Origin of the sequence: Grimontia sp. SpTr1 (assembly GCF_947387585.1) — a bacterium.
In the GTDB taxonomy this organism is placed as follows: domain Bacteria; phylum Pseudomonadota; class Gammaproteobacteria; order Enterobacterales; family Vibrionaceae; genus Enterovibrio; species Enterovibrio indicus.
Map to the genome: position 1 here is coordinate 17,526 of NZ_CANDOD010000017.1, position 21,566 is coordinate 39,091.

Below are 21,566 nucleotides of genomic sequence, written 5' to 3' on the forward strand. Positions count from 1 at the left end.
GTTGCTTCAGTGGTAAATTAAAACACTTAACTTTATCACCTAATCATTGGCTTATGAGCGCTCTAGGCCGCTTGCTGCTGGCAAGCGTAACCATCCTCTTTTTAGCAGGATGTGAAGACCCGTTCTCCGATAACGCTGCGCGTAACCGTGGTTTCATCTATTGCGGCCCGGGTCAACCGAACACCTTTAACCCACAGCTGACCGATGGCGGCCTCACTGCTGATGCGCTCTCCAGTCAAATCTACGATCGGCTTCTTCAGCTTGATTCACAAACCTATAAACCTGTGCCCATGCTGGCTCAGAGCTGGGAAGTAAGCCCAGATGGCAAAGAATATATCTTCAATCTTCGCCAGAGCGCCAGCTTTCAGGTTACGGACTGGTTTATTCCACATCGTGGCGTAAATGCAGAGGATGTCGTTTTCAGCTTTAAGCGGTTGATCGACCCTGAGCATCCCTTTCACAATGTCTCAGGTGGCGACTATCCGTGGTTTGAAAGTATGGATTTCGCAGGATTGGTTGACGATGTTATCGCCCTCGATGATTACACGGTGAAATTTGTCCTATCTCGACCCGATGTGTCATTCCTGTCGACACTTTCGACCACCTATGCGGTCATTCACTCAGCAGAATATGCAGAGCACCTTTTAACAAAAGGCACACCGGGGGAAATTGACTCACACCCTGTGGGTTCTGGCGCGTTCTATCTGGATGAGTATGAACCTCATCGCTTCATTCGACTAAAAAGGCACTGGGGTTACTGGAATGGCGCAGCACCTATGGAGCAAATCGCCTACGACATTAGTAACCGCGGTACGGGCTCTCTAAGTAAACTCATCACCCGCGAATGTGATGTGCTTTCATCGCCCATTGCCAGCCAACTTTCCGTTATTGAAAACAATCCCGATTTTGTACTGGCCTCGCAGACAGGCATGAATGTGGCGTTTCTCGCACTCAACACCCGTCACCCCGCTCTCTCTGAGTTGGAAGTTAGGCAAGCCATTAGTCTGGCCATTAACCGCGACACACTGATCCAATCGGTTTACTACGGTACAGGCACACCCGCTAACGGCATGTTGCCACCGATGTCTTGGGCTTATAACGAAAAGTCTAATGCGGTTTACGACCCGCAACTTGCCCTCAGCCTGATGGCGAAAGCCGGCTACCGACATGGCTTTGAAGTCGACCTGATCGTTCCTTTAACACCGAAAGCCTATAACCCAAGTCCACGGAAAACGGCAGAGTTGATTCAAGCGAATCTTTCGCCGATTGGTATCAAAGTGAATATCATTGCGCTGGAAGACATCAACAGGAAATTGCTCAGGGACGATATTAACGAATTGGGCATGGTGTTAACCGGATGGATTGCAGATAACGGCGACCCGGATAACTTCCTGAGGCCATTGCTCTCCTGTAATGCCAAATTTACTGGCTGGAACCTTTCCAACTGGTGTAATCGCTACTTTGACCGCTTTCTCGACACTGCTATAGAGATTGAACAGCGCAATGAACGTCGGGACTTATATATACAGGCGCAACGCATTCTAAATGACCGTATGCCGGTGATTCCATTGGCACACGGTGTTCACTATCAGGCGCGAAATGCGTCACTTCAGGGCATCACGTTAAGCCCGTTTGGAGACAAATCTTTTGCTAACGTATCCAGGAGCCGCTGATCTATGTTGATCTATGCTATTCGCCGGCTCAATCTTTTCATTATTACCCTGCTGATTCTGACAATGATCGGCTACAACATCGTGAAGCTCGACCCGCTTTCGGTGTTTAATCAATACGAATTCTGGTCGGGTTGGGTGCACTACCTACGTGAACTCATGCAAGGCAATCTTGGTATCGCAGCCAATGGTCAACCCGTTACGGAATCTTTATCACGGGTATTTCCTGCCACTTTAGAACTGTGCTTTTTTGCTTTCATCCTCGCGTTGGTTCTCGGTATTCCATTTGGCACCTTGGCTGGGATTCGTCGCGGTTCTTCAGCAGATATGGTGATTTCATCGCTCACGCTGGTGACATTCTCGATGCCAATCTTCTGGATGGCTATCCTAATGATCATGGTGTTTTCTCTGTACCTGGGTTGGTTGCCTGTTTCTGGCCGTTACAACCTGCTGTTTGAGATCCCGACCGTAACAGGTTTTGCCTTCGTTGACGTGCTGTTGTCTAACCACCCTCAACGCAGTCAGGCACTGGAAGATATTATCCGCCACCTGATCATGCCTACACTGGTGCTGGCGGTAGCGCCGACGACTGAAATCATCAAGTTGTTGCGCGATTCGGTCGCAGAAGTCATGAGTCAAAACTACATCAAAGCCGCGGCGACCAAAGGGTTGTCTAAATCAGAAATCGTGATGCGCCATGTACTGAAAAACGCTTTGCCACCCATCATTCCTAAGTTCGGCATCCAGATTTCTACCATGATGACCTTTGCCATCATTACTGAGTCCGTCTTCAACTGGCCGGGCATTGGTACCTGGCTATTGGACGCGCTGAGCTTCCAGGACTATGTCGCGGTGCAGGCCGGAGTACTTGCAGTCGGCAGTGTCGTACTGATTGCGAACATCTTCTCTGATCTGACCGGTGCAGCGATCAGCCCGCTGGCAAGGAAGGAATGGTATGCCCTCAAATAGTGTTTATTTAGAAGAGCGCATCCCAACGCAACTTGAGCGCTCATGGAAAGCATTTAGGGAAAATACACTTGCAGTGTTCGGTTTCTGGTGTCTGTGCATCCTGGTTCTCGTGACCATACTTGCGCCTTGGATCGCCCCTTACAGTGCACAATTTCAAACCGGTGAGCTGCTGATGCCGCCCTCTTGGGATACCAAAGGCACCGTTGACTATTTCCTTGGTACCGACGACCTGACCAGGGACATGCTTTCCCGCCTGATTGAAGGTTCTCGCCTGACCTTTGGCTATGCCATTCTTGTCGCTCTGGCCGCAGGTATCTTAGGCGTGCTTATTGGTATTCTCGCTGGGATGACCTCTGGCCTGAAATCCAGTTTCCTTAATCACCTTCTGGATACCGTGCTCACCATCCCTTCGCTGCTTCTGGCAATTATCGTGGTCGCTTTCCAAGGCCCCGGAGAGATGAGCATTTTACTGGCTGTATGGCTGGCACTGATCCCGCGTTTTATACGTGCTGTGTATACCGCTGTACATGCTGAGATGGAGAAGGAATATATCCTTGCTGCCCGTCTGGATGGTGCGAACAGTTTCTATCTGCTCTACCACTCTGTGTTACCGAATATTCTGGTCACACTCAGTACGGAGTTAACCCGTGCCATATCGGTTGCGATTTTGGATATTGCTGCGCTTGGTTTTCTGGGACTTGGCGCGCAGGCGCCGTCTCCAGAGTGGGGCGCAATGCTGGGTGATTCAATCGAACTGGTGTTCACTGCACCATGGACAGTGACCCTGCCAGGACTGGCTATCATGATAAGTGTACTTGTCGTCAACCTCGTCGGTGATGGCATCACGCAGGCGATTAACGCGGGGACAGAGTAATGCCGTTGTTAGATATTCGACACCTGACGATAGAAATTGAAACGCCTCAAGGCTTGGTGAAAGCAGTAGACCGCATGAGCCTGACCATTAGTGAAGGTGAAATCCGTGGTTTGGTGGGCGAGTCCGGATCAGGTAAGAGTCTGGTGGCCAAAGCCATCTGTGGCGTCACCAAAGATAACTGGCGTGTGACTGCAGACCGTTTGCGTCTTGGTGATATCGATTTGCTTGCTCTGCCCGCCAGAGAACGACGCCACGTGGTCGGCAAAGATATTGCGATGATTTTCCAGGAACCATCAACCTGCCTCGATCCTTCGGAGCAAGTGGGTTACCAGTTAGAAGAAGCGATACCTTCAGGCTCGTTCAGTGGAAGTTGGTGGCAAAGGCTTTCATGGCGTAAACAACAGTCCATCGCGCTGCTGCACAAAGTGGGGATCAAAGACCACAAGCGCATCATGAAAAGTTATCCGTATGAGCTAACCGACGGTGAATGTCAGAAGGTGATGATTGCAATGGCGATTGCCAACCGCCCGCGCCTTCTCATCGCGGACGAGCCAACCAACGATCTGGATCCGATCACGCAGGCGCAAATCTTTCGCCTGCTCAGTCGTACCAACCAGTTAGCGAATACGACGATTTTGCTGATCAGCCATGATCTGACAACGGTTACCCAGTGGGCAGACCGAATTACGGTAATGTACTGCGGACAATCCGTAGAATCAGCAGGGCGAAAACAAATCCTGCAGGCTCCTCATCACCCCTATACCGACGCGCTGCTCCGTGCGATGCCAGACTTCAGTCTGGATATTCCACATAAGAGCAAGCTGGAGGCTTTGCCGGGCTCTATCCCGCCTTTGCAGCATTTGCCAATTGGTTGTCGGCTAGGCCCTCGATGTCCTTACGCCCAACGCAAATGTGTTGAGGTTCCTCGGACACGTAAAGTGAAAAATCACAAATTTGCCTGTCATTTCCCACTCAATATGGAAGTCAAAAAGCATGACCGCACTGCTTGAAGTCGATGGCTTGTGTAAAAACTATCAATACCGCACAGGTCTTTTCACTAAGCGGGTGATTGAGGCGGTAAAGCCTGTGTCATTCTCGCTTGAAGCCGGGGAAACTCTGGCATTTATCGGCGAGAACGGTTCAGGCAAGTCCACACTGGCTAAAATGCTTGCCGGTGTTGTGTCTCCATCAGGTGGCGAAGTTCGCGTGAATGGCGAAGTTCTGGAGGCGAATGATTACAAAACCCGCTGCAAACTTATCAGAATGATCTTCCAGGACCCCAATACTTCATTGAATCCGAGAAACCAGATAGGCCAAATCCTGGAAGCACCGCTTAAACGAAACACCAACATGACGCCGCAAGAGCGTGAACGACGTGTTGTCGATACGCTACGTCAGGTGGGTTTGCTCCCAGAACATGCTTATTTCTATCCCCAAATGCTGGCGACCGGCCAAAAGCAACGTGTATCGCTAGCCAGGGCACTCATCCTTCAGCCATGTGTGATTGTTGCTGATGAGGCTTTGAACGGATTGGATATGTCTATGCGTTCGCAGATCCTCAACCTCCTTCTGGAGTTGCAGGAGTTGATGGGGCTTTCCTATGTTTACGTGTCTCAGCACATGGGCGTGGTGAAACATATGGCCGATAAAGTGATGGTGATGCAAAACGGAGAAGTGGTAGAAGCAGGGACCACACAACAGGTATTTACCGCACCTGAGCATGCCTTAACGCAAAGGCTGATTGAAAGCCATTTCACTGCGCCCACGCTCGACAGGCGCTCCCGCTACAATACCGCCTGATACAAGAAAGCCCTGCATTGCAGGGCTTTTTACTTACTGTTCTAAAACGGCAGGTTCTACGCCAAAGAGGCATTGATTTCCGTCAGCACAGCCATTGGGTCTGCCGCCTGCGTAATTGGGCGACCAATCACCAGATAATCAGAACCTGCAGTCACGGCTTCAACGGGTGTCATGATGCGGCGTTGATCGCCAGCATCGCTGCCCGCTGGACGAATGCCTGGCGTGACCAGTTTGAACTCTTGACCAAGGGCATTCTTTAGCATCGCAGACTCATGCGCTGAACAAACCACACCGTCCAGACCACTGTTGCGAGTCAACGTCGCCAGTGACATCACGTGATCCTGAGGCTCACGGCTAATACCAATGCCCGCCAAATCGCTTTGTTCCATGCTGGTTAGGACTGTCACACCAATCAGCAATGGCTTATCTTTACCGTATGGTTCAAGCGCTTCACGCGCCGCCACCATCATTCGCTCACCACCACTGGCGTGAACATTCACCATCCAAACACCGAGCTCTGCCGCTGCAGCAACTGCACGCGCGCAGGTGTTTGGAATATCGTGAAACTTAAGGTCCAGAAAGACAGTATGTCCACGCTCATGAAGTTTACGAACGTAGTCAGGGCCATACAGGGTAAACATTTCCTTACCCACTTTCAGGTGGCAGCTACCTGGCTCAATGCGATCAACAAACGCCAGCGCCTGATCAATGTTTGGGTAATCCAATGCAACAATTACTTTAGGGTCCTGCATTCCTACTTATTCTCCGTCTAGGCCTCGTATCGGTTTTATCGACCCCCACCCTTTACAGGACGGACAATGCCAGTAAAGCGAGTGGGTCGAAAAGCCACACTTTCGACAACGATAGTGTGGCTTCACTTTAAGTTGCTCCTCAACCAGATGTTTCAGCGTATTCAGACTGGTTTTTCCACGGCCTTCCTCTGCTTGTTCAACATGCAACTGCATCAGTTTGTGGAAGCCTTTCATCGTGGGGTTTTTCGTCAACTGACGGGTGAGGAAGCTTTGTGCCATGGCAGCATTTTCATGGTCAGTGATAATGTCTGACATCATCAGTTCTGCCGAAGCACCGGTATTTTTTTCAATGCAGCTTTTCAAAAAGCGAACCAAGGACATTTCTTTGCCCATTTCGCTGTAGCATTTTTCTAGTAGAGGCAACGCTTCACTGACAAAGTCAGGGTCTTGCTCAAGCACTTGCTCGAGCACTTTGGCTGCATCTTTATAATCTTCATTGCCAATATCCAGACGAGCCAGCATCAGCGAAGCGCGTACACAGGCTTTGTCCGTTGCCAGAGCCTTCTTTAGAAGCTGGCGGGCACCTTTCTCGTCATTATCACCCATCGACTGCATTGCCAACTCACAGTAAAAATGAGAAATATCGCGCTTGAGTTTACTCTTACCGCCTTTAACCAGCTTGCTGGCAATATCGATCGCCTTTTCCCATTCACGGGTTTGTTGGTAAATGGCGAGAAGCTGTTGCAACGCAAACTCTTTGTAGTCTGGTTCATCAACTAACTGATGAAATATTTTTTCTGCGCGGTCGAAAAAGCCAGCGACCATGTAATCTTTGGCAAGCTGTTGAAGGGCAAGATTGCGCTGGTCTAGCGTGAGGTTGGGACGGGCAATCAGATTTTGGTGAATGCGAATAGCACGGTCTACCTCTCCGCGGGAGCGGAAAAGGTTACCGAGAGCAAGGTGGGTGTCTATCGTCTCGTTATCGACTTGGAGCAGTTCTATAAAAAGGTCCACCGCTTTGTCAGATTGGTCTGACAAAAGTAGGTTAAGACCTGCGACATACTGTCTTGATAGATGATGCGACTGATCCTGTCGACGATGACGAGCATTCCTATTGCCCATATACCAACCGTAACCGGCAGCAATTGGCAGCAACAGAAACAGCAGCTCTAGCATTTACGCTTATTCCTTAACAGGGTCCGTACGCAGTTTGTCCAATTCCTGGCGCTGCTTGTTTACCTGCTTTTTCAGCATGGCTGCAGACATTCGCGCTTTCAGATACAGCATGCCGCAAATCAGCCAACCAAGAGCAAAACCAGTGCCAAAGACTACGCCCAAAAGTAGAGATAATCGAAACTCTCCCTGTGCCACCAGATAGTTGAAGTTCACGACTTCTTGATTCTGTGCACCAAGGGCGAGTGTGATAAGAAAACACAGGACGAGTAATACGATACCAATAATCTTCACAGTCACTCCCTCATTATTATCTCCGGTCTAAGATGCTCAACATGTTGCATCAAACACTTACCGGACTCTTATACCTAAACCACCTCACCTTTCTTAGACTGCAGGAGAAGGGGCTTGGGTATATATGTGATTATGCAGCAATTTGGCTTGTCAGACCATTGCAATAGACATAAAAAAAAACGGCATACGAATAGCATGCCGTTTTTTTATTCGGAATCGAATCAGCTAATGTTGACTCGGTCGCGAAGCTCCTTGCCCGGTTTGAAGTGAGGGACGTACTTGCCGTCGAGCTCAACTTTGTCTCCCGTTTTTGGATTGCGTCCAACGCGAGGAGCGCGATAATGCAAAGAGAAACTACCAAAACCACGAATCTCGATTCGGTCACCTTCCTCGAGTGTAGTGGCCATGTGTTCAAGGATTTCCTTGATGGCATCTTCTACCTGTTTGGCAGAAAGATGGGTTTGTTGACTACATAGTCTTTCGATCAACTCAGACTTGGTCATGATCACCCCGCTTTTAGTATGTTTCTCAACAGTATAACTGTAGAGGGGGAATTTTTCCCCCTCACTTCACATTAATTATTCGCTTTTCGCAGCTTTGAACGCGTCAGCCATTGCATTACCGAATGAAGCTTCGTCAGCTTTGTTCAGAGTTGCCATTGCTTCTTGCTCTTCAGCTTCGTCTTTCGCACGAACAGACAGGTTGATTACGCGGTTCTTACGGTCAACACCGGTGAACTTCGCTTCAACTTCGTCGCCAACAGCCAGAACCAGAGTTGCATCTTCAACGCGGTCACGTGATGCTTCAGAAGCACGCAGGTAACCTTCAACGCCTTCGATCAGCTCAACGGTTGCGCCTTTAGCGTCAACTGCAGTTACTTTACCCTTAACAATCGCACCTTTCTTGTTGTCAGCAAGGTAGTTGTTGAATGGGTCTTCTTCCATCTGCTTGATGCCCAGAGAGATACGCTCACGCTCAGCATCTACTTGCAGAACAACTGCAGAGATTTCGTCGCCTTTCTTGAAGTCGCGAACAGCTTCTTCACCAGCAACATTCCAAGAAATGTCAGACAGGTGAACCAGACCGTCGATGCCACCGTCCAGACCGATGAAGATACCGAAGTCAGTGATTGACTTGATCTTACCAGTTACGCGATCGCCTTTGTTTTGCATTTCTGCAAACGACTGCCATGGGTTAGCTTTACACTGCTTCAGACCCAGGCTGATGCGACGACGCTCTTCGTCGATGTCCAGAACCATAACTTCAACTTCGTCACCCACGTTAACAACTTTAGATGGGTGAATGTTCTTGTTAGTCCAGTCCATTTCAGAAACGTGTACCAGACCTTCAACGCCTTCTTCGATTTCAACGAAGCAGCCGTAGTCAGTCAGGTTGGTTACGCGACCAGTCAGTTTGTGACCTTCTGGGTAACGGTTAGCGATTGCTACCCATGGATCTTCACCCAGTTGCTTCAGACCCAGTGATACGCGAGTGCGGTCACGGTCGAACTTCAGAACTTTAACCAGAATCTCGTCACCTACGTTAACGATTTCTGATGGGTGCTTAACGCGTTTCCAAGCCATGTCAGTGATGTGCAGCAGGCCGTCAACACCGCCCAGATCTACGAATGCACCGTAGTCGGTCAGGTTCTTAACGATACCTTTAACTTCCATGCCTTCTTGCAGAGAAGCCAGCAGTTCATCACGCTCAACGCTGTTTTCAGATTCGATAACTGCGCGACGAGAAACAACAACGTTGTTGCGCTTCTGGTCCAGCTTGATAACTTTGAACTCCAGCTCTTTGCCTTCAAGGTGAGCAGTGTCACGTACTGGACGTACGTCAACCAGTGAACCTGGCAGGAACGCACGGATGCCGTTCAGCTCAACAGTGAAACCGCCTTTAACTTTACCGTTGATAACACCGATAACAGTTTCAGCTTCTTCGTAAGCTTTCTCCAGTTGGATCCAAGCTTCGTGGCGCTTCGCTTTTTCGCGAGACAGTTGAGTCTCACCGAAACCATCTTCAATCGCGTCCAGTGCTACGTCTACTTCAGCACCAACTTCGATTTCTAGCTCGCCAGCAGCGTTTTTGAATTGCTCAGCTGGGATAGAAGATTCAGATTTCAGGCCTGCGTCAACCAGAACGTAACCGTTCTCGATAGCAACTACAGTACCTTTAACGATCGCACCTGGGCGGGTTTCTAGCTCTTTAAGAGATTCTTCAAAGAGTGAAGCAAAAGATTCAGTCATTAATTTAATCTTCAATATTTAAACTACCACGGGTGTCCTACCACGTGGGGTTGATAGTAATGTCAGTCATCATCCTTGCGACCAACGGTTAAACCCGCTGCTTTTAAGAAGCAACGGTAAGTTTACTTTCAATATAGGACAATGCTTGCTCTAGCACCTGCTCAATGTTGAGAGAGGTGGAATCCAAAACTAAAGCATCGTCTGCGGGACGCAATGGTGCGACTGCTCGGTTGCGGTCACGATCATCACGTTCCTGAATTTCGCTCAAAAGGCGGTCAAAGTTAACATCTAACCCCTTTAGTTGCAACTGATTCATGCGGCGCTGGGCGCGCTCTTCAGCGCTTGCGTCCAGGAAGATTTTCACTTCCGCTTTCGGGAAAACAACCGTGCCCATATCACGACCATCAGCCACCAATCCCGGAGCATCTGCAAACGCGCGTTGACGACGGAGCAAAGCCTCGCGAACGCGCGGTAAAGCCGCCACTTTAGATGCCGCCATACCCGTTTCTTCTTTGCGCAGTTCGCTGGACACATCCTCACCTTCGAGGATCACTTTCACCAACTCACCTTCCGCCTTGAACTGTACGTCTAAATGGGCAGCCAAAGGAACCAAAGCATCTTCCGAATCTGGGTTAACACCATGATGAATCGCAGCCAGCGCAAGTACGCGATAAATTGCGCCTGAATCGAGCAAATGCCAGCCCAGCTTCTCCGCTAACAGCATGCAAAGGGTACCTTTTCCGGCACCGCTTGGGCCATCAACAGTAATTACGGGTGCGTGGGTAGACATAGAATTCTCCAGATCGTTTTAAAATAGAGCAACTTAGTTGATAAATACTCATCAGCTCACTGCGAGTTACTCCATAGAATCGGTGGCGTATTATAGGGAAGTCTGGGCAAAAAAAACAGGCCAGCGAATCGCTGACCTGTTGTCTGTTCATTCCAACCTGTTTCTTTAACTTTCCGACAATGATGCCAACTTGTCGAAGTAGTCAGGGAAGGTTTTAGAGGTACATTTCGGATCATTAATGGTCACTGGCGTATCACTCAATGCCACCAGCGAGAAACACATCGCCATACGGTGATCGTCGTAGGTATCAATCTCTGCATGCTGCAGATTTGGTGTCGGGGTGATGGTGATATAATCTTCCCCTTCCTCCACTTCTGCACCGACTTTTCGCAGTTCAGTCGCCATCGCTGATAAGCGATCCGTTTCTTTAACGCGCCAGTTATATACGTTGCGGATAGAGGTGGTTCCTTCCGCAAACAGCGCTGCTGTAGCGATGGTCATCGCTGCGTCAGGGATATGATTGAAATCCAGGTCGACGGCTTTCAACTCACCGCGGCGGGCAATCACGTAATCATCGCCCCACTCAATGTCAGCGCCCATGGCAGCTAGCGCATCAGCAAACTTCACATCACCCTGCACGCTCTTTTTACCAATTCCCGTGACTTTGACTTCACCGCCTTTGATTGCCGCAGCAGCCAAGAAGTAAGAAGCAGATGAAGCATCGCCCTCGACCAGGAAATCACCCGGCGCAGTATATGATTGGTTACCCTTCACATGGAAAGTCTGGTAATCGCTATTCGCAACCTCAACACCAAACTGCGCCATGATGTGCAGAGTAATGTCGATGTAAGGCTTGGAAACCAGATCGCCTTTGATACGAATATTGGTATCGCCACTGAAAAGCGGAGCCGTCATCAAAAGCGCGGTAAGGAACTGGCTTGAAATCGTCCCGTCAATTTCTACATCACCACCCTGGATATCCTGACTGATGATTTTCAGAGGTGGATAGTTTTCATTTTCCAGATAGGTCACGTCTGCACCGACAGTACGCATCGCATCAATCAGGTGTCCGATCGGACGTTCCTTCATGCGCGGCTCACCCGTCAAAACGTATTCACCTTCGCCAAGACATAACGCAGCAGCCAGCGGGCGCATCGCAGTACCTGCATTACCTAGAAATAGTTCGAGGGGTTCAGACGTTTTAAATGCACCGCCCATACCTTCAACTTCACACTCGGTTTTGTCGGCTGAAAGACGATAAGTTACGCCCAACTTGCTCAATGCATTGAGCATATGGCGAATATCATCACTATCCAGCAGGTTGGTCAGGCGGGTCGTGCCCTTAGCCAGCGCAGCAAGTAAAAGCGCGCGGTTAGAGACACTTTTAGAACCGGGAAGATTCACTTCACCGTTAATTTTAGAAATGGGTTGTAACGTCAACTGCTCCATCTGAACAAAATAAATCCTTAATTTTTCGTACCTCGAGAGTAACGAAAAAGCAGCGCCGGGGCTACCCTTTGCTGCTTTTAAAGATCAATTGGTCTTTTGGAATCTAACGGGTCATTTTCTTCACAAAAACCACAACGAACAAGGCTATCGTAAAGCTTCCAGTGAATGCTTCTGATGCAGCGACCAACCGCGACATTCCAATCGGTATAAAGTCACCATAGCCGAGTGTCGTAAAGGTCACCACGCTGTAATAAAGACAGTCAAAAAACGCTATCAGGTTTCCTTCAAATGTTTGAGACTGCTGAAAGCCGACATATTCTCCGGAGAACTGGATTCCCGTAAAGAAGTAAATCATGGCACACAGTAAAATTAGTGCGAGCGAGAAAAACACGACCCGGATAGGGCTTTCCCCATAACCACAAAACAGATCCACAGTTTTCGACATGGCGCGCTGCGTGGAAAAAAGTGGCATTTGATAACGGCGCATCGTCAGCTCTTTCTGCAGAAAATGTCCCGCCATGGTAAAGATCCCCTGAGCTTCTGATGCTTTGCGCAAATCCCGGTAAATTTCTTCAGACTGCTCATAGAGGTCGAGCGCTTTTTCCATATCGCCTTTTTTCTCTGCGACCCGCCCTTCCACTTCTTGCTGTAAAGTGTCACCAATCTTGATGTTATCAATCTTGGTGTCAGTGAGTTTCACACCAAGCAAGTTGCACTTTAGAAAGCTAGCACAGTGAATGTTAGCGTCATGCAAGTCTGCTTTCATCAAGCTGCCGTTATCAAACTTAGCGTTGAACAGGTGGGCGTTAGTCATGTTCGAGCGGTAAAAGTTCGCGTAGCTGAGGTCATAGCCGCCACCCGGGCCATGCTTGACCAAATTCACATCAACGAGGTTGGCACGTTTACACACAATACCTCTAAGCTGACCACCCCGCTTGGCGAACTCTTCCAGCCTCTGTTTCACATCCGGCTGGTCTTTCGACGCATTTTCATCGTGCCAGAAACAAAAACCCGATTCTCCTGCGGGCTCATGACAGCAATGAGCTGCGCCATCAGGATCCTGATATTGGCATGTCATGACTTCTTGCTCGGGGTTGTCGGTAGTATGGCCGGCGTGACTTTCCTTTTCACTTCCCTGCGTACCTTCTATCTGCGACTCCATGTCTGCACCTTTCAGGTCAAGTGATTCAGAACGATTCGACATAACTGTACCTCCACTTTTCTCAGTATAGAGACAAGCCAGAAAAAACAAGAAAACGATCCGAGGTCAAAGATTGGAGGTTGGAGGTTGGAGGTTGGAGGTTGGAGGTTGGAGGTTGGAGGTTGGAGGTTGGAGAAAAGGATAGCGGCGATATGCATGACCACCACTACCCTTTGGGCAAGATTCGCTTAGCTGTCTTTTGAGGCAGTTTCCGGTGGTAGCACCAGATTCAGGATAATGGCGGTCAAACCGCCCGCTGCCATGCCAGATGACAGGATGTTTTTGATCCACTCAGGCATAAATTGAAGGATTTCTGGCTTCTGAGCGATACCTAAGCCCATTGAGAATGAAAGCGCCATGATGAGAATCGCGCGACGGTTAAGCTCACATCGGGAAATAATACGGATACCCGATGCAGCAATGGTACCGAACATCACGATGGTTGCACCGCCAAGTACGGGTTCTGGAATGAGTTGAACCAGCGTTGCTACCCCGGGCAGCAGGCCCAAAATCACCAGCATACCCGCTACAAAGTAACCGATATAACGGCTTGCAACACCTGTTAACTGGATAATGCCATTGTTCTGACTAAACGTAGAATTAGGAAAGCTGTTCAATACCGCTGCCAATGCCGAGTTCACGCCGTCCGCCAATACACCACCTTTGATTCGTTTCATGTAAATCGGCCCTGACACTGGCTGCTCGGATGTTTCCGAAGTCGCCGTAATGTCACCAATTGCCTCCAACGAGGTCACCAAGAAGACGATGATCAGAGGAATAAGTAGCGCAAAGTCGAATGAGATGCCGTACTGCATCGGCTGTGGGATGGCAAAAAAGGCAACATCTTCTGATGGAGCTGTATTCACCATACCCAGCGCGTAGGCGATCACTGTGCCGACAGTCATCGCGATCACAATCGACGACACACGCAAATAAGGGTTATCGATACGATTCAAAAAGACGATCACAGCCAGTACTGAACCCGCCAACAACAGATTTTTCAGATCACCGAAGGTGCCGTTTTCTATCGCGGCATAACCGCCACCCATCGAGGTTAGACCCACCTGAATCAGCGTCAAGCCAATCAGGGTAACGACGATACCAGATACTAGCGGCGTAATAATACGCTGCGCATGTTCCAGCACACGTGAAAGGAAAACTTCAGTTAGGGAAGCAACCATAATGGTTCCGAAGATCGCCGCCATCATGGTTTCCGTTGGCGTACCGCCTGCCTTCATCGCCAAACCAGCGCCAATAATTGGTCCCAGAAAGTTAAAGCTGGTGCCTTGAATGGAAAGTAGCCCCGATCCCAACGGACCGAACGTACGGATTTGGATAAACGAGGCAATACCCGACGCAAACAGTGACATGCTCACGATGGTGTTGGTGTCACTCGTAGGAAGCCCAAGTGCCTGACAGATAATTAAAGAGGGCGTCACCACTGCGACAAACATAGCTAAAAGGTGTTGGAAAGCAGCGAAAAGTGTTTGTGGTAAGGGTGGTCTGTCATCCAATCGATAGACGAGTTCCGATGGACGAGCGTTTTCTGATGGGCGCTGAGAGCTCATTGTTATACCTATTTAAACTCACTCGCTGCAATACGCTGAATGGGTAGAGCAGTTGATGGAATGCTTCTCTCTGTGATTGCTGTTACTCAGAGCATTCAATCAGTTAAGTGATTGGGCTGAAGGAAATTTCGCGCCATTCTATCCGGGAAAAAACCAAAAGCAATCGGTTGCGGAAACCGTTTGCGTCAAGTGCTTACGCTTTGCTCTGATTTAACACTTCAACTACAAATATGCAGAAAAATTGATACGAATGGGTATACTCTCACTGGTCTGATGAGAGAGGAGTCCCACGTGTCGACACTGATCAAACTGCACCAGTTAGACGGCTACATTCAATCCATTTACCTTGCTGAGCATCATCATGGACTCTTGCTCTTAGATGGGTGCAGCAGGGCTGACGTTGATAAAGTTTGCAAGTTCATCACCGAAGAGCTGAACCGCTCTTTAAATGATCTGAAGTTAGTCGTCGTCACTCACATGCACCCCGACCACGCAGGTGGTGCGGTAAAACTTCGAGAGTTATCGGGCTGTCAGATAGCCATAGCCAACGTCCCAGGCGATTGGTATCAAGGAGTGGATGGTGTGCTGATGCATTGGAGCGACTTACTTTTGGCAAAGTGGGTGGCCAAACGGAAAGGCCAGCCAGCAAAAAACATTTGGTACAACAGAACGCTGAAAGCTGATGTGATGTTGAGTGATGAAGAGCCACTGCCAGGCTTTACTGAATGGAAAGCGCTTTTTACCCAAGGGCATACCGATCGCGATTTGTCTCTATATCATGCACCGACACATCGTGTTTACGTGGCCGACTTAATGGTCACAGTCAAAGGACGTTACATTCCGCCTTTTCCCATCTTCTACCCTAATCGCTACAAAGCGTCGGTCGATAAAATCGTACAACTAAAGCCTCGAAGTGTCTGGCTTGCCCATGGTGGTGAAATTGAATTAACGGAAGAAGTTATCGCTCATTTGAGAGCACGTTCACCGAACCGCCCGATCACTCATTGGCGCTCCGTGAAAGCAAAGGTAAGACGAGCAATTTTCAAAAAAACGGCGTAAAAAAACCGCCGATTAACGGCGGTTTCTAGGGTCTGTTGACCTTTGGTGATGATTTTTGCAGCAGCTTGTGGGGATTTTATGCAAGGCAGAGGCTTCGATGTGTAGCTAGCCTACATGAGAAGCCGATAACGCAGCAGAAATTCCCCACAAACGCTGCCCGAAGGGTTCTGCCCTAAGCGTTTTATGCTTTGTTGAGGTGTATTTGCTTAGAATAACTAGGCGGCACACACCTCGCCGCGCCTAAAACGCTTATGGCTAGAACAAAATTTCACCACCAAAGGTCAACAGACCCTAGCACGCGATGGTAAGCGCAAACTTGGCTTATTAAGCGTTTTTGGCTTCGAAGTCCTTCATAAAGGCAACCAGTGCCTGAACACCTTCCAAAGACATCGCATTGTAGATAGATGCACGCATACCACCCACATCACGGTGGCCTTTCAGCGCTTTCAGACCAAGCGCATCTGATTCAGCCAGGAATTTCGCATCAAGCTCAGGATTCACCAACTGGAAAGGCACGTTCATCAAAGAACGGTTGTCAGCATGGATGTTGTTTAAGTAGAAGTCAGAACCATCAATGAAGTCGTAAAGCAACGCAGCTTTCTCTTCATTTTTCTTCTGCATGGCTTCCACACCGCCCTGCTCTTTCAGCCATTTGTATACTTCACCCGCCAAATACCAACCAAATGTCGGTGGCGTATTGAACATAGACTCTTTGTCTACCAACGTGGTGTAGTTCAATACATTCGGCAGGAAATCCTTGGCTTTGCCCAGCAGATCGTCGCGAACAATCACCAGCGTGATGCCAGCAGGACCGATATTTTTCTGCGCACCCGCGTAAATCACCCCGTACTTGGACACATCGATAGGACGAGACAGAATCGTTGAGGACATGTCTGCCACGATTGGCTTGTCTGTTTCTGGCAAATCCCGGATTTCAATCCCGTCGATGGTTTCGTTTGGACAGAAGTGAACAAATGCAGCATCGTTGCTCAGCTTCCAGTCTTTCGCAGGCAAGATCGCGCGTTTGCCATCGATTTCCGTTTTTACTGTTACCACGTTAGGTGTGCAGTATTTTTTAGCTTCTTTTACTGCACTTGCAGCCCAGTAGCCGCCGTCTACATAGTCAGCAATGGTGTTGCTGCCCAAAAGGTTCATTGGCACTGCAGCAAACTGCGCACGGGCACCGCCTTGTGCGTATAGAACATGGTAGTTATCAGGAATAGACAGCAGTTCACGGAGGTTTTTCTCGGCGTCATCAACAACAGCCAGAAATTCCTTACTGCGGTGGGAAATCTCCATGACGGAAGTACCCAAGCCGTTCCAGTTAGTCAGTTCACCCTGTACTTTTTCCAGAACCGCTTCCGGCAACATCGCCGGGCCAGCAGAGAAGTTATATACCTTTTCCATGATTTTTGAATGCTCCTGCATTAAATCGCTTATTTATGGCTTTCTAATTTTGTCACTGAGGAAATTCATTCCCGACAACGCCCGCAAATGGGGGCAGTGAGAAGCCGTGATGAATTGTTGTTCGTTTTGTTTTATCACCTTTCGCAAGCGATTGGAACGGAAAGTGTTGATCTAATGACGACACAATTAAAAAGGGAATAAAAAAAACGCAGCGAATGCTGCGTTTTTTTCAGATTGATGAATGCAGGCCAGGAATTACTCCTCGGTTGCTTCTCCATCTGTTGAGTCTTCTGCTGGTGCTTCGGCAGTTGGTTGCGCTTCTGCATCAACTTCACCGTCTTCATCCAATGGCAGTAACTCTTCATCAGGCTCATCGATGCGCTGAAGGCCAACCACTTTCTCGTCTTCAGAGGTACGGATTAGCGTCACACCCTGGGTGTTACGGCCAACCTGGCTGACTTCTGCCACACGGGTACGCACCAGCGTACCAGCGTTGGTGATCATCATGAACTCATCACCGGTTTCTACCTGAACCGCACCAACTACACAGCCGTTACGCTCAGAAACCTTGATCGATACAACACCCTGGGTTGCACGGCTCTTCGCTGGGTACTCAACAAGCTCAGTACGCTTACCGTAACCGTTTTCAGTTACGGTCAGAACATCACCGTCATTGTGAGGAACAATCAGAGAAACAACTTTGTCGCCCTCTGCCAGTTTGATACCACGAACACCAGCCGCAGTACGGCCCATGCCACGAACCTGACCTTCGTTGAAGCGAACAACTTTACCAGACTTCGAGAACAGCATGATGTCGTTATCACCAGTGGTGATATCAACGCCAATCAGAGAATCGTTTTCACGCAGATTCACTGCGATGATACCTGCGCTACGAGGACGGCTGAAATCAGTCAGCGGCGTCTTCTTCACAGTACCGTCACCGGTTGCCATGAAGACAAACTTGTCTTCTTCGTACTCTTTTACAGGAAGGATCGCAGTGATGCGCTCATCCTGCTCCAGAGGCAGCAGGTTAACAATCGGCTTACCACGAGCAGTACGTGATGCCAGAGGCAATTGGTAAACCTTCAGCCAGTACATACGGCCGCGGCTTGAGAAACACAGAATAGTATCGTGTGTGTTCGCCACCAGAAGACGCTCAATGTAGTCTTCTTCTTTCATGCGAGTCGCTGACTTACCTTTACCGCCACGACGCTGCGCTTCGTAGTCAGTCAGAGGCTGATACTTCACGTAACCTTCGTGCGACAGGGTCACAACAACATCTTCCTGATTGATCAGGTCTTCGATGTCGATGTCAGCACTTGCAGCTGTGATTTCCGTGCGGCGTTCATCGCCGAAACCATCACGAACAGCAGTCAGCTCTTCGGTGATCACTTCCATCAGACGCTCAGGGCTGGACAGAATAAACATCAGCTCGCCGATCAGTGCCAGCAGCTCTTTGTATTCATCCAGGATCTTCTCGTGCTCGAGACCTGTCAGTTTGTGCAGACGCAGATCCAAGATAGCTTGCGCTTGTTGCTCAGTCAGGTAGTACTTACCGTCACGAACACCGAACTCGTCTTCCAGCCACTCAGGACGTGCAGCATCAACACCGGTTGCTTCCAGCATTGCGGCTACAGTGCCCAATTCCCAACCACGGTTTTGCAGCTCTTCGCGCGCAATCGCAGGGGTTTGCGCATTACGGATCATCTCGATGATTTCATCGATATTCGCCAGTGCAATCGCCAAACCTTCAAGGATATGGGCACGGTCGCGGGCTTTACGCAGTTCGAAAATAGTGCGACGTGTCACCACTTCACGGCGGTGATTCACGAAGCACTTCAGCATATCTTTCAGGCCAAACAGGCGTGGCTGGTTGTTGTCCAGCGCAACCATGTTGATACCGAAAGAAGTTTGAAGCTGAGTTTGTGCGTACAGGTTGTTGAGGATAACCTCACCGACCGCATCGCGCTTACATTCGATAACAATGCGCATACCGTCTTTGTCAGACTCATCGCGCAGTGCACTGATGCCTTCAATCTTCTTATCTTTAACCAGCTCGGCGATCTTCTCGATCAAACGCGCTTTGTTCACCTGATAAGGGATTTCGGTAACGATGATGGTTTCTTTACCGTTCTTCTCGACTTCGATGTCTGCTTTTGAACGCAGATAAATTTTGCCACGACCAGTGCGGTAAGCATCTTCAATGCCTTTACGGCCATTGATCATTGCAGCAGTTGGGAAGTCTGGGCCAGGAATGTGAGTCATCAACTCTTCAATCGTGATGTCTTCATTCTCAATGTACGCCAAACAACCATTAATAACTTCTGTCAGGTTATGCGGAGGAATATTGGTCGCCATACCTACGGCGATACCGGACGCACCGTTCACCAGAAGGTTAGGAATACGGGTAGGCATTACCTCTGGGATCTGTTCAGTACCGTCGTAGTTAGGAACGTAATCGACAGTTTCTTTATCCAGATCAGCCAGCAGTTCGTGGGCGATTTTCGCCATGCGAACTTCGGTGTAACGCATTGCTGCCGCTGAGTCGCCGTCGATCGAACCGAAGTTACCCTGGCCATCGACCAGCATGTAACGCAGTGAGAACGGCTGAGCCATACGAACAATGGTGTCGTAAACAGCGCTGTCACCGTGTGGGTGGTATTTACCGATCACATCGCCAACAACACGCGCAGATTTTTTGTATGCTTTGTTCCAGTCGTTGCCAAGTACATTCATCGCGAAAAGAACGCGGCGGTGTACAGGCTTCAGACCATCACGCACATCTGGAAGAGCACGACCCACGATAACTGACATCGCGTAGTCGAGGTATGAGCTTTTCAGCTCCTCTTCAATGTTGACGGGCGTGATCTCTTTAGCAAGATCGCTCATGGAGCCAATATCCCTCAGGTAAGTATGTCAAAAATGACTACGTGCAAGACGGTGAGAATACCATAAAAGCAGGCAAAGAGTCACAGCCTAAACCCGAGATAAATCACGAATTACTCTTATTTTGGCGCTCTAACGCACGACAGGGCCAAAAAACGCTCAATGACAGGGTGGAACCAGCAAATTTTGCTAGAAAGGCTGAGAGGCGCTCAGGCGTCTTTTTTCATATCAAAAGGTCGTGAAACCGCATATAAGAAGAGAAAACTGCCCACTTCACGGATCCAGATGTAATAAAGGAAGGAAAAGTACAATGGGAACCTGGTCTCAATATCCCCTATGTTTGTAGGGGAAAATACCCATGACACAAAAAAGTGTCGCTAAGAAAAATCAGGGGGCGCTATGTTACATCAAGCTATCAATGCTGTGGGTATGGCCATCATTGTTGGAAAATACACTTTGTTAGGGCTTCTGGCTGCTGTTGCCGTTACCAATGCCGCTTAACTTTTCTCCAACACGATAACCACGACTTTTCCAATCTCGCCGGGGGTTCCGCCTCCGGCTTTGTGATCGCCTCGCTCAATCCTTTTCTACTTACCAACCGTAACGATATTTCATGTATTGAGACTTCCACCTGCAATAGCAATCAAAACGGGTATAATAGAAAAAAATTTTAGAGATAAGATGTAGATGACAACCCAACTCAACGTCGATCCGGCGGAAATTCAAAAATTTGAAGACATGGCTTCCCGTTGGTGGGATCTGGAAGGCGAGTTCAAGCCTTTACACCGAATCAATCCCCTTCGCCTCAACTATGTGATTGAGAAAAGCGGCGGGATTTTTGGCAAGAAAGTACTCGATGTGGGTTGTGGTGGCGGTATCCTTGCAGAAAGCATGGCACGAGAAGGTGCCGATGTGACTGGCCTGGATATGGGCAAAGAGCCACTAACGGTGGCACGTTTGCACGCGCTAGAAACAGGCACGACTGTCTCTTACGTACAATCTACTGCCGAAGAACATGCTGAAGCACATCAGGGCCATTACGATGTGGTGACCTGCATGGAAATGCTGGAACACGTTCCTGATCCGGCTTCTGTGATTGCTTCCTGTGCGGAGATGGTGAAACCGGGCGGTCACGTCTTCTTCTCTACCCTAAACCGCAATACTAAATCTTGGTTGTTTGCGATTGTCGGTGCAGAGCATGTGATGAAGATTGTGCCTAAAGGCACGCATGACCATAACAAGTTCATCCGCCCTTCTGAATTGCTGAAGATGATCGACTACACCCCGCTTCAGGAACAGCACATGACTGGGTTACATTACAACCCGCTGACGGATCGATACTGGCTGTCACCACGTAATGTGGACGTGAACTACATCGTACACACTTATAGCCCGGAATAATCCGGGCTTTATTTTGCAGCGCTA

18 protein-coding genes are annotated in these 21,566 nt (G+C 49.1%); 7 read left to right on the forward strand and 11 right to left on the reverse strand.

The window, feature by feature from the left end; genetic code table 11:
* The first annotated feature begins 53 nt into the window (after positions 1-53).
* The 5 genes from sapA to QL223_RS20175 are packed head-to-tail and all read left to right on the forward strand — an operon-like array spanning position 54 to position 5,313.
* The gene (sapA, locus tag QL223_RS20155) at positions 54-1,673 is read left to right on the forward strand and encodes an ABC transporter substrate-binding protein SapA (protein WP_002539256.1); all 1,620 of its coding nucleotides are present in this window, start codon (positions 54-56) and stop codon (positions 1,671-1,673) included.
* Between the two features lie 3 nt (positions 1,674-1,676).
* Complete coding sequence (locus tag QL223_RS20160; protein ID WP_002539255.1) at positions 1,677-2,639, forward strand: ABC transporter permease subunit; 963 nt, start codon at positions 1,677-1,679, stop codon at positions 2,637-2,639.
* The gene (sapC, locus tag QL223_RS20165; RefSeq protein WP_002539254.1) at positions 2,626-3,513 is read left to right on the forward strand and encodes a putrescine export ABC transporter permease SapC; all 888 of its coding nucleotides are present in this window, start codon (positions 2,626-2,628) and stop codon (positions 3,511-3,513) included. Before QL223_RS20160 ends, sapC begins: the two co-directional genes overlap by 14 nt.
* The gene (locus tag QL223_RS20170; RefSeq protein WP_002539252.1) at positions 3,513-4,523 is read left to right on the forward strand and encodes an oligopeptide/dipeptide ABC transporter ATP-binding protein; all 1,011 of its coding nucleotides are present in this window, start codon (positions 3,513-3,515) and stop codon (positions 4,521-4,523) included. The genes sapC and QL223_RS20170 overlap by 1 nt, the downstream gene beginning before the upstream one ends.
* Positions 4,507-5,313 (forward strand): ATP-binding cassette domain-containing protein, encoded by an 807-nt coding sequence (locus QL223_RS20175; RefSeq protein ID WP_002539251.1) that lies wholly within the window; start codon positions 4,507-4,509, stop codon positions 5,311-5,313. Before QL223_RS20170 ends, QL223_RS20175 begins: the two co-directional genes overlap by 17 nt.
* Before the next feature lie 56 nt (positions 5,314-5,369).
* Here QL223_RS20175 and pyrF read toward each other — a convergent pair whose 3' ends face one another.
* From pyrF to QL223_RS20220, 9 genes are all read right to left on the reverse strand, one after another.
* Positions 5,370-6,065, reverse strand: a complete 696-nt coding sequence (pyrF, locus tag QL223_RS20180; protein WP_281545766.1) for an orotidine-5'-phosphate decarboxylase — start codon at positions 6,063-6,065, stop codon at positions 5,370-5,372.
* Between the two features lie 6 nt (positions 6,066-6,071).
* A complete protein-coding gene (gene lapB, locus QL223_RS20185) occupies positions 6,072-7,241 on the reverse strand; it encodes a lipopolysaccharide assembly protein LapB (protein WP_002539247.1) in 1,170 nt (389 codons plus the stop codon).
* Positions 7,242-7,247: 6 nt separating this feature from the next.
* Complete coding sequence (locus QL223_RS20190) at positions 7,248-7,532, reverse strand: lipopolysaccharide assembly protein LapA domain-containing protein (protein WP_002539246.1); 285 nt, start codon at positions 7,530-7,532, stop codon at positions 7,248-7,250.
* A gap of 221 nt (positions 7,533-7,753) precedes the next feature.
* Positions 7,754-8,035: an integration host factor subunit beta gene (gene ihfB / locus QL223_RS20195; protein WP_002539244.1), complete on the reverse strand. Its 282-nt coding sequence runs from the start codon at positions 8,033-8,035 to the stop codon at positions 7,754-7,756.
* Between the two features lie 75 nt (positions 8,036-8,110).
* The gene (gene rpsA, locus QL223_RS20200; RefSeq protein ID WP_002539243.1) at positions 8,111-9,781 is read right to left on the reverse strand and encodes a 30S ribosomal protein S1; all 1,671 of its coding nucleotides are present in this window, start codon (positions 9,779-9,781) and stop codon (positions 8,111-8,113) included.
* 103 nt (positions 9,782-9,884) lie between these two features.
* Positions 9,885-10,571: a (d)CMP kinase gene (cmk, locus tag QL223_RS20205; protein ID WP_281545767.1), complete on the reverse strand. Its 687-nt coding sequence runs from the start codon at positions 10,569-10,571 to the stop codon at positions 9,885-9,887.
* 165 nt (positions 10,572-10,736) lie between these two features.
* Complete coding sequence (gene aroA, locus QL223_RS20210; RefSeq protein ID WP_281545768.1) at positions 10,737-12,020, reverse strand: 3-phosphoshikimate 1-carboxyvinyltransferase; 1,284 nt, start codon at positions 12,018-12,020, stop codon at positions 10,737-10,739.
* 103 nt (positions 12,021-12,123) lie between these two features.
* A complete protein-coding gene (locus QL223_RS20215; protein WP_002539238.1) occupies positions 12,124-13,224 on the reverse strand; it encodes an ion channel in 1,101 nt (366 codons plus the stop codon).
* 185 nt (positions 13,225-13,409) lie between these two features.
* Positions 13,410-14,789, reverse strand: coding sequence for a solute carrier family 23 protein (locus tag QL223_RS20220; protein WP_002539237.1), 1,380 nt, complete (start codon positions 14,787-14,789; stop codon positions 13,410-13,412).
* 303 nt (positions 14,790-15,092) lie between these two features.
* Here QL223_RS20220 and QL223_RS20225 point away from each other — a divergent pair, with 303 nt between their 5' ends.
* Positions 15,093-15,848 (forward strand): MBL fold metallo-hydrolase, encoded by a 756-nt coding sequence (locus tag QL223_RS20225; protein WP_281545815.1) that lies wholly within the window; start codon positions 15,093-15,095, stop codon positions 15,846-15,848.
* A 324-nt stretch (positions 15,849-16,172) separates the two neighbouring features.
* Here the strand turns inward: QL223_RS20225 and serC are convergent, their stop codons facing one another.
* Entirely contained in the window at positions 16,173-17,255 is a 1,083-nt protein-coding gene (gene serC / locus QL223_RS20230) for a 3-phosphoserine/phosphohydroxythreonine transaminase (RefSeq protein WP_281545769.1), read from the reverse strand.
* Positions 17,256-17,510: 255 nt separating this feature from the next.
* Positions 17,511-20,144, reverse strand: a complete 2,634-nt coding sequence (gyrA, locus tag QL223_RS20235; RefSeq protein ID WP_281545770.1) for a DNA topoisomerase (ATP-hydrolyzing) subunit A — start codon at positions 20,142-20,144, stop codon at positions 17,511-17,513.
* 684 nt (positions 20,145-20,828) lie between these two features.
* Between gyrA and ubiG the strand changes: the two genes are divergently transcribed.
* Complete coding sequence (gene ubiG / locus QL223_RS20240) at positions 20,829-21,542, forward strand: bifunctional 2-polyprenyl-6-hydroxyphenol methylase/3-demethylubiquinol 3-O-methyltransferase UbiG (protein ID WP_281545771.1); 714 nt, start codon at positions 20,829-20,831, stop codon at positions 21,540-21,542.
* Positions 21,543-21,566 lie beyond the last annotated feature (24 nt).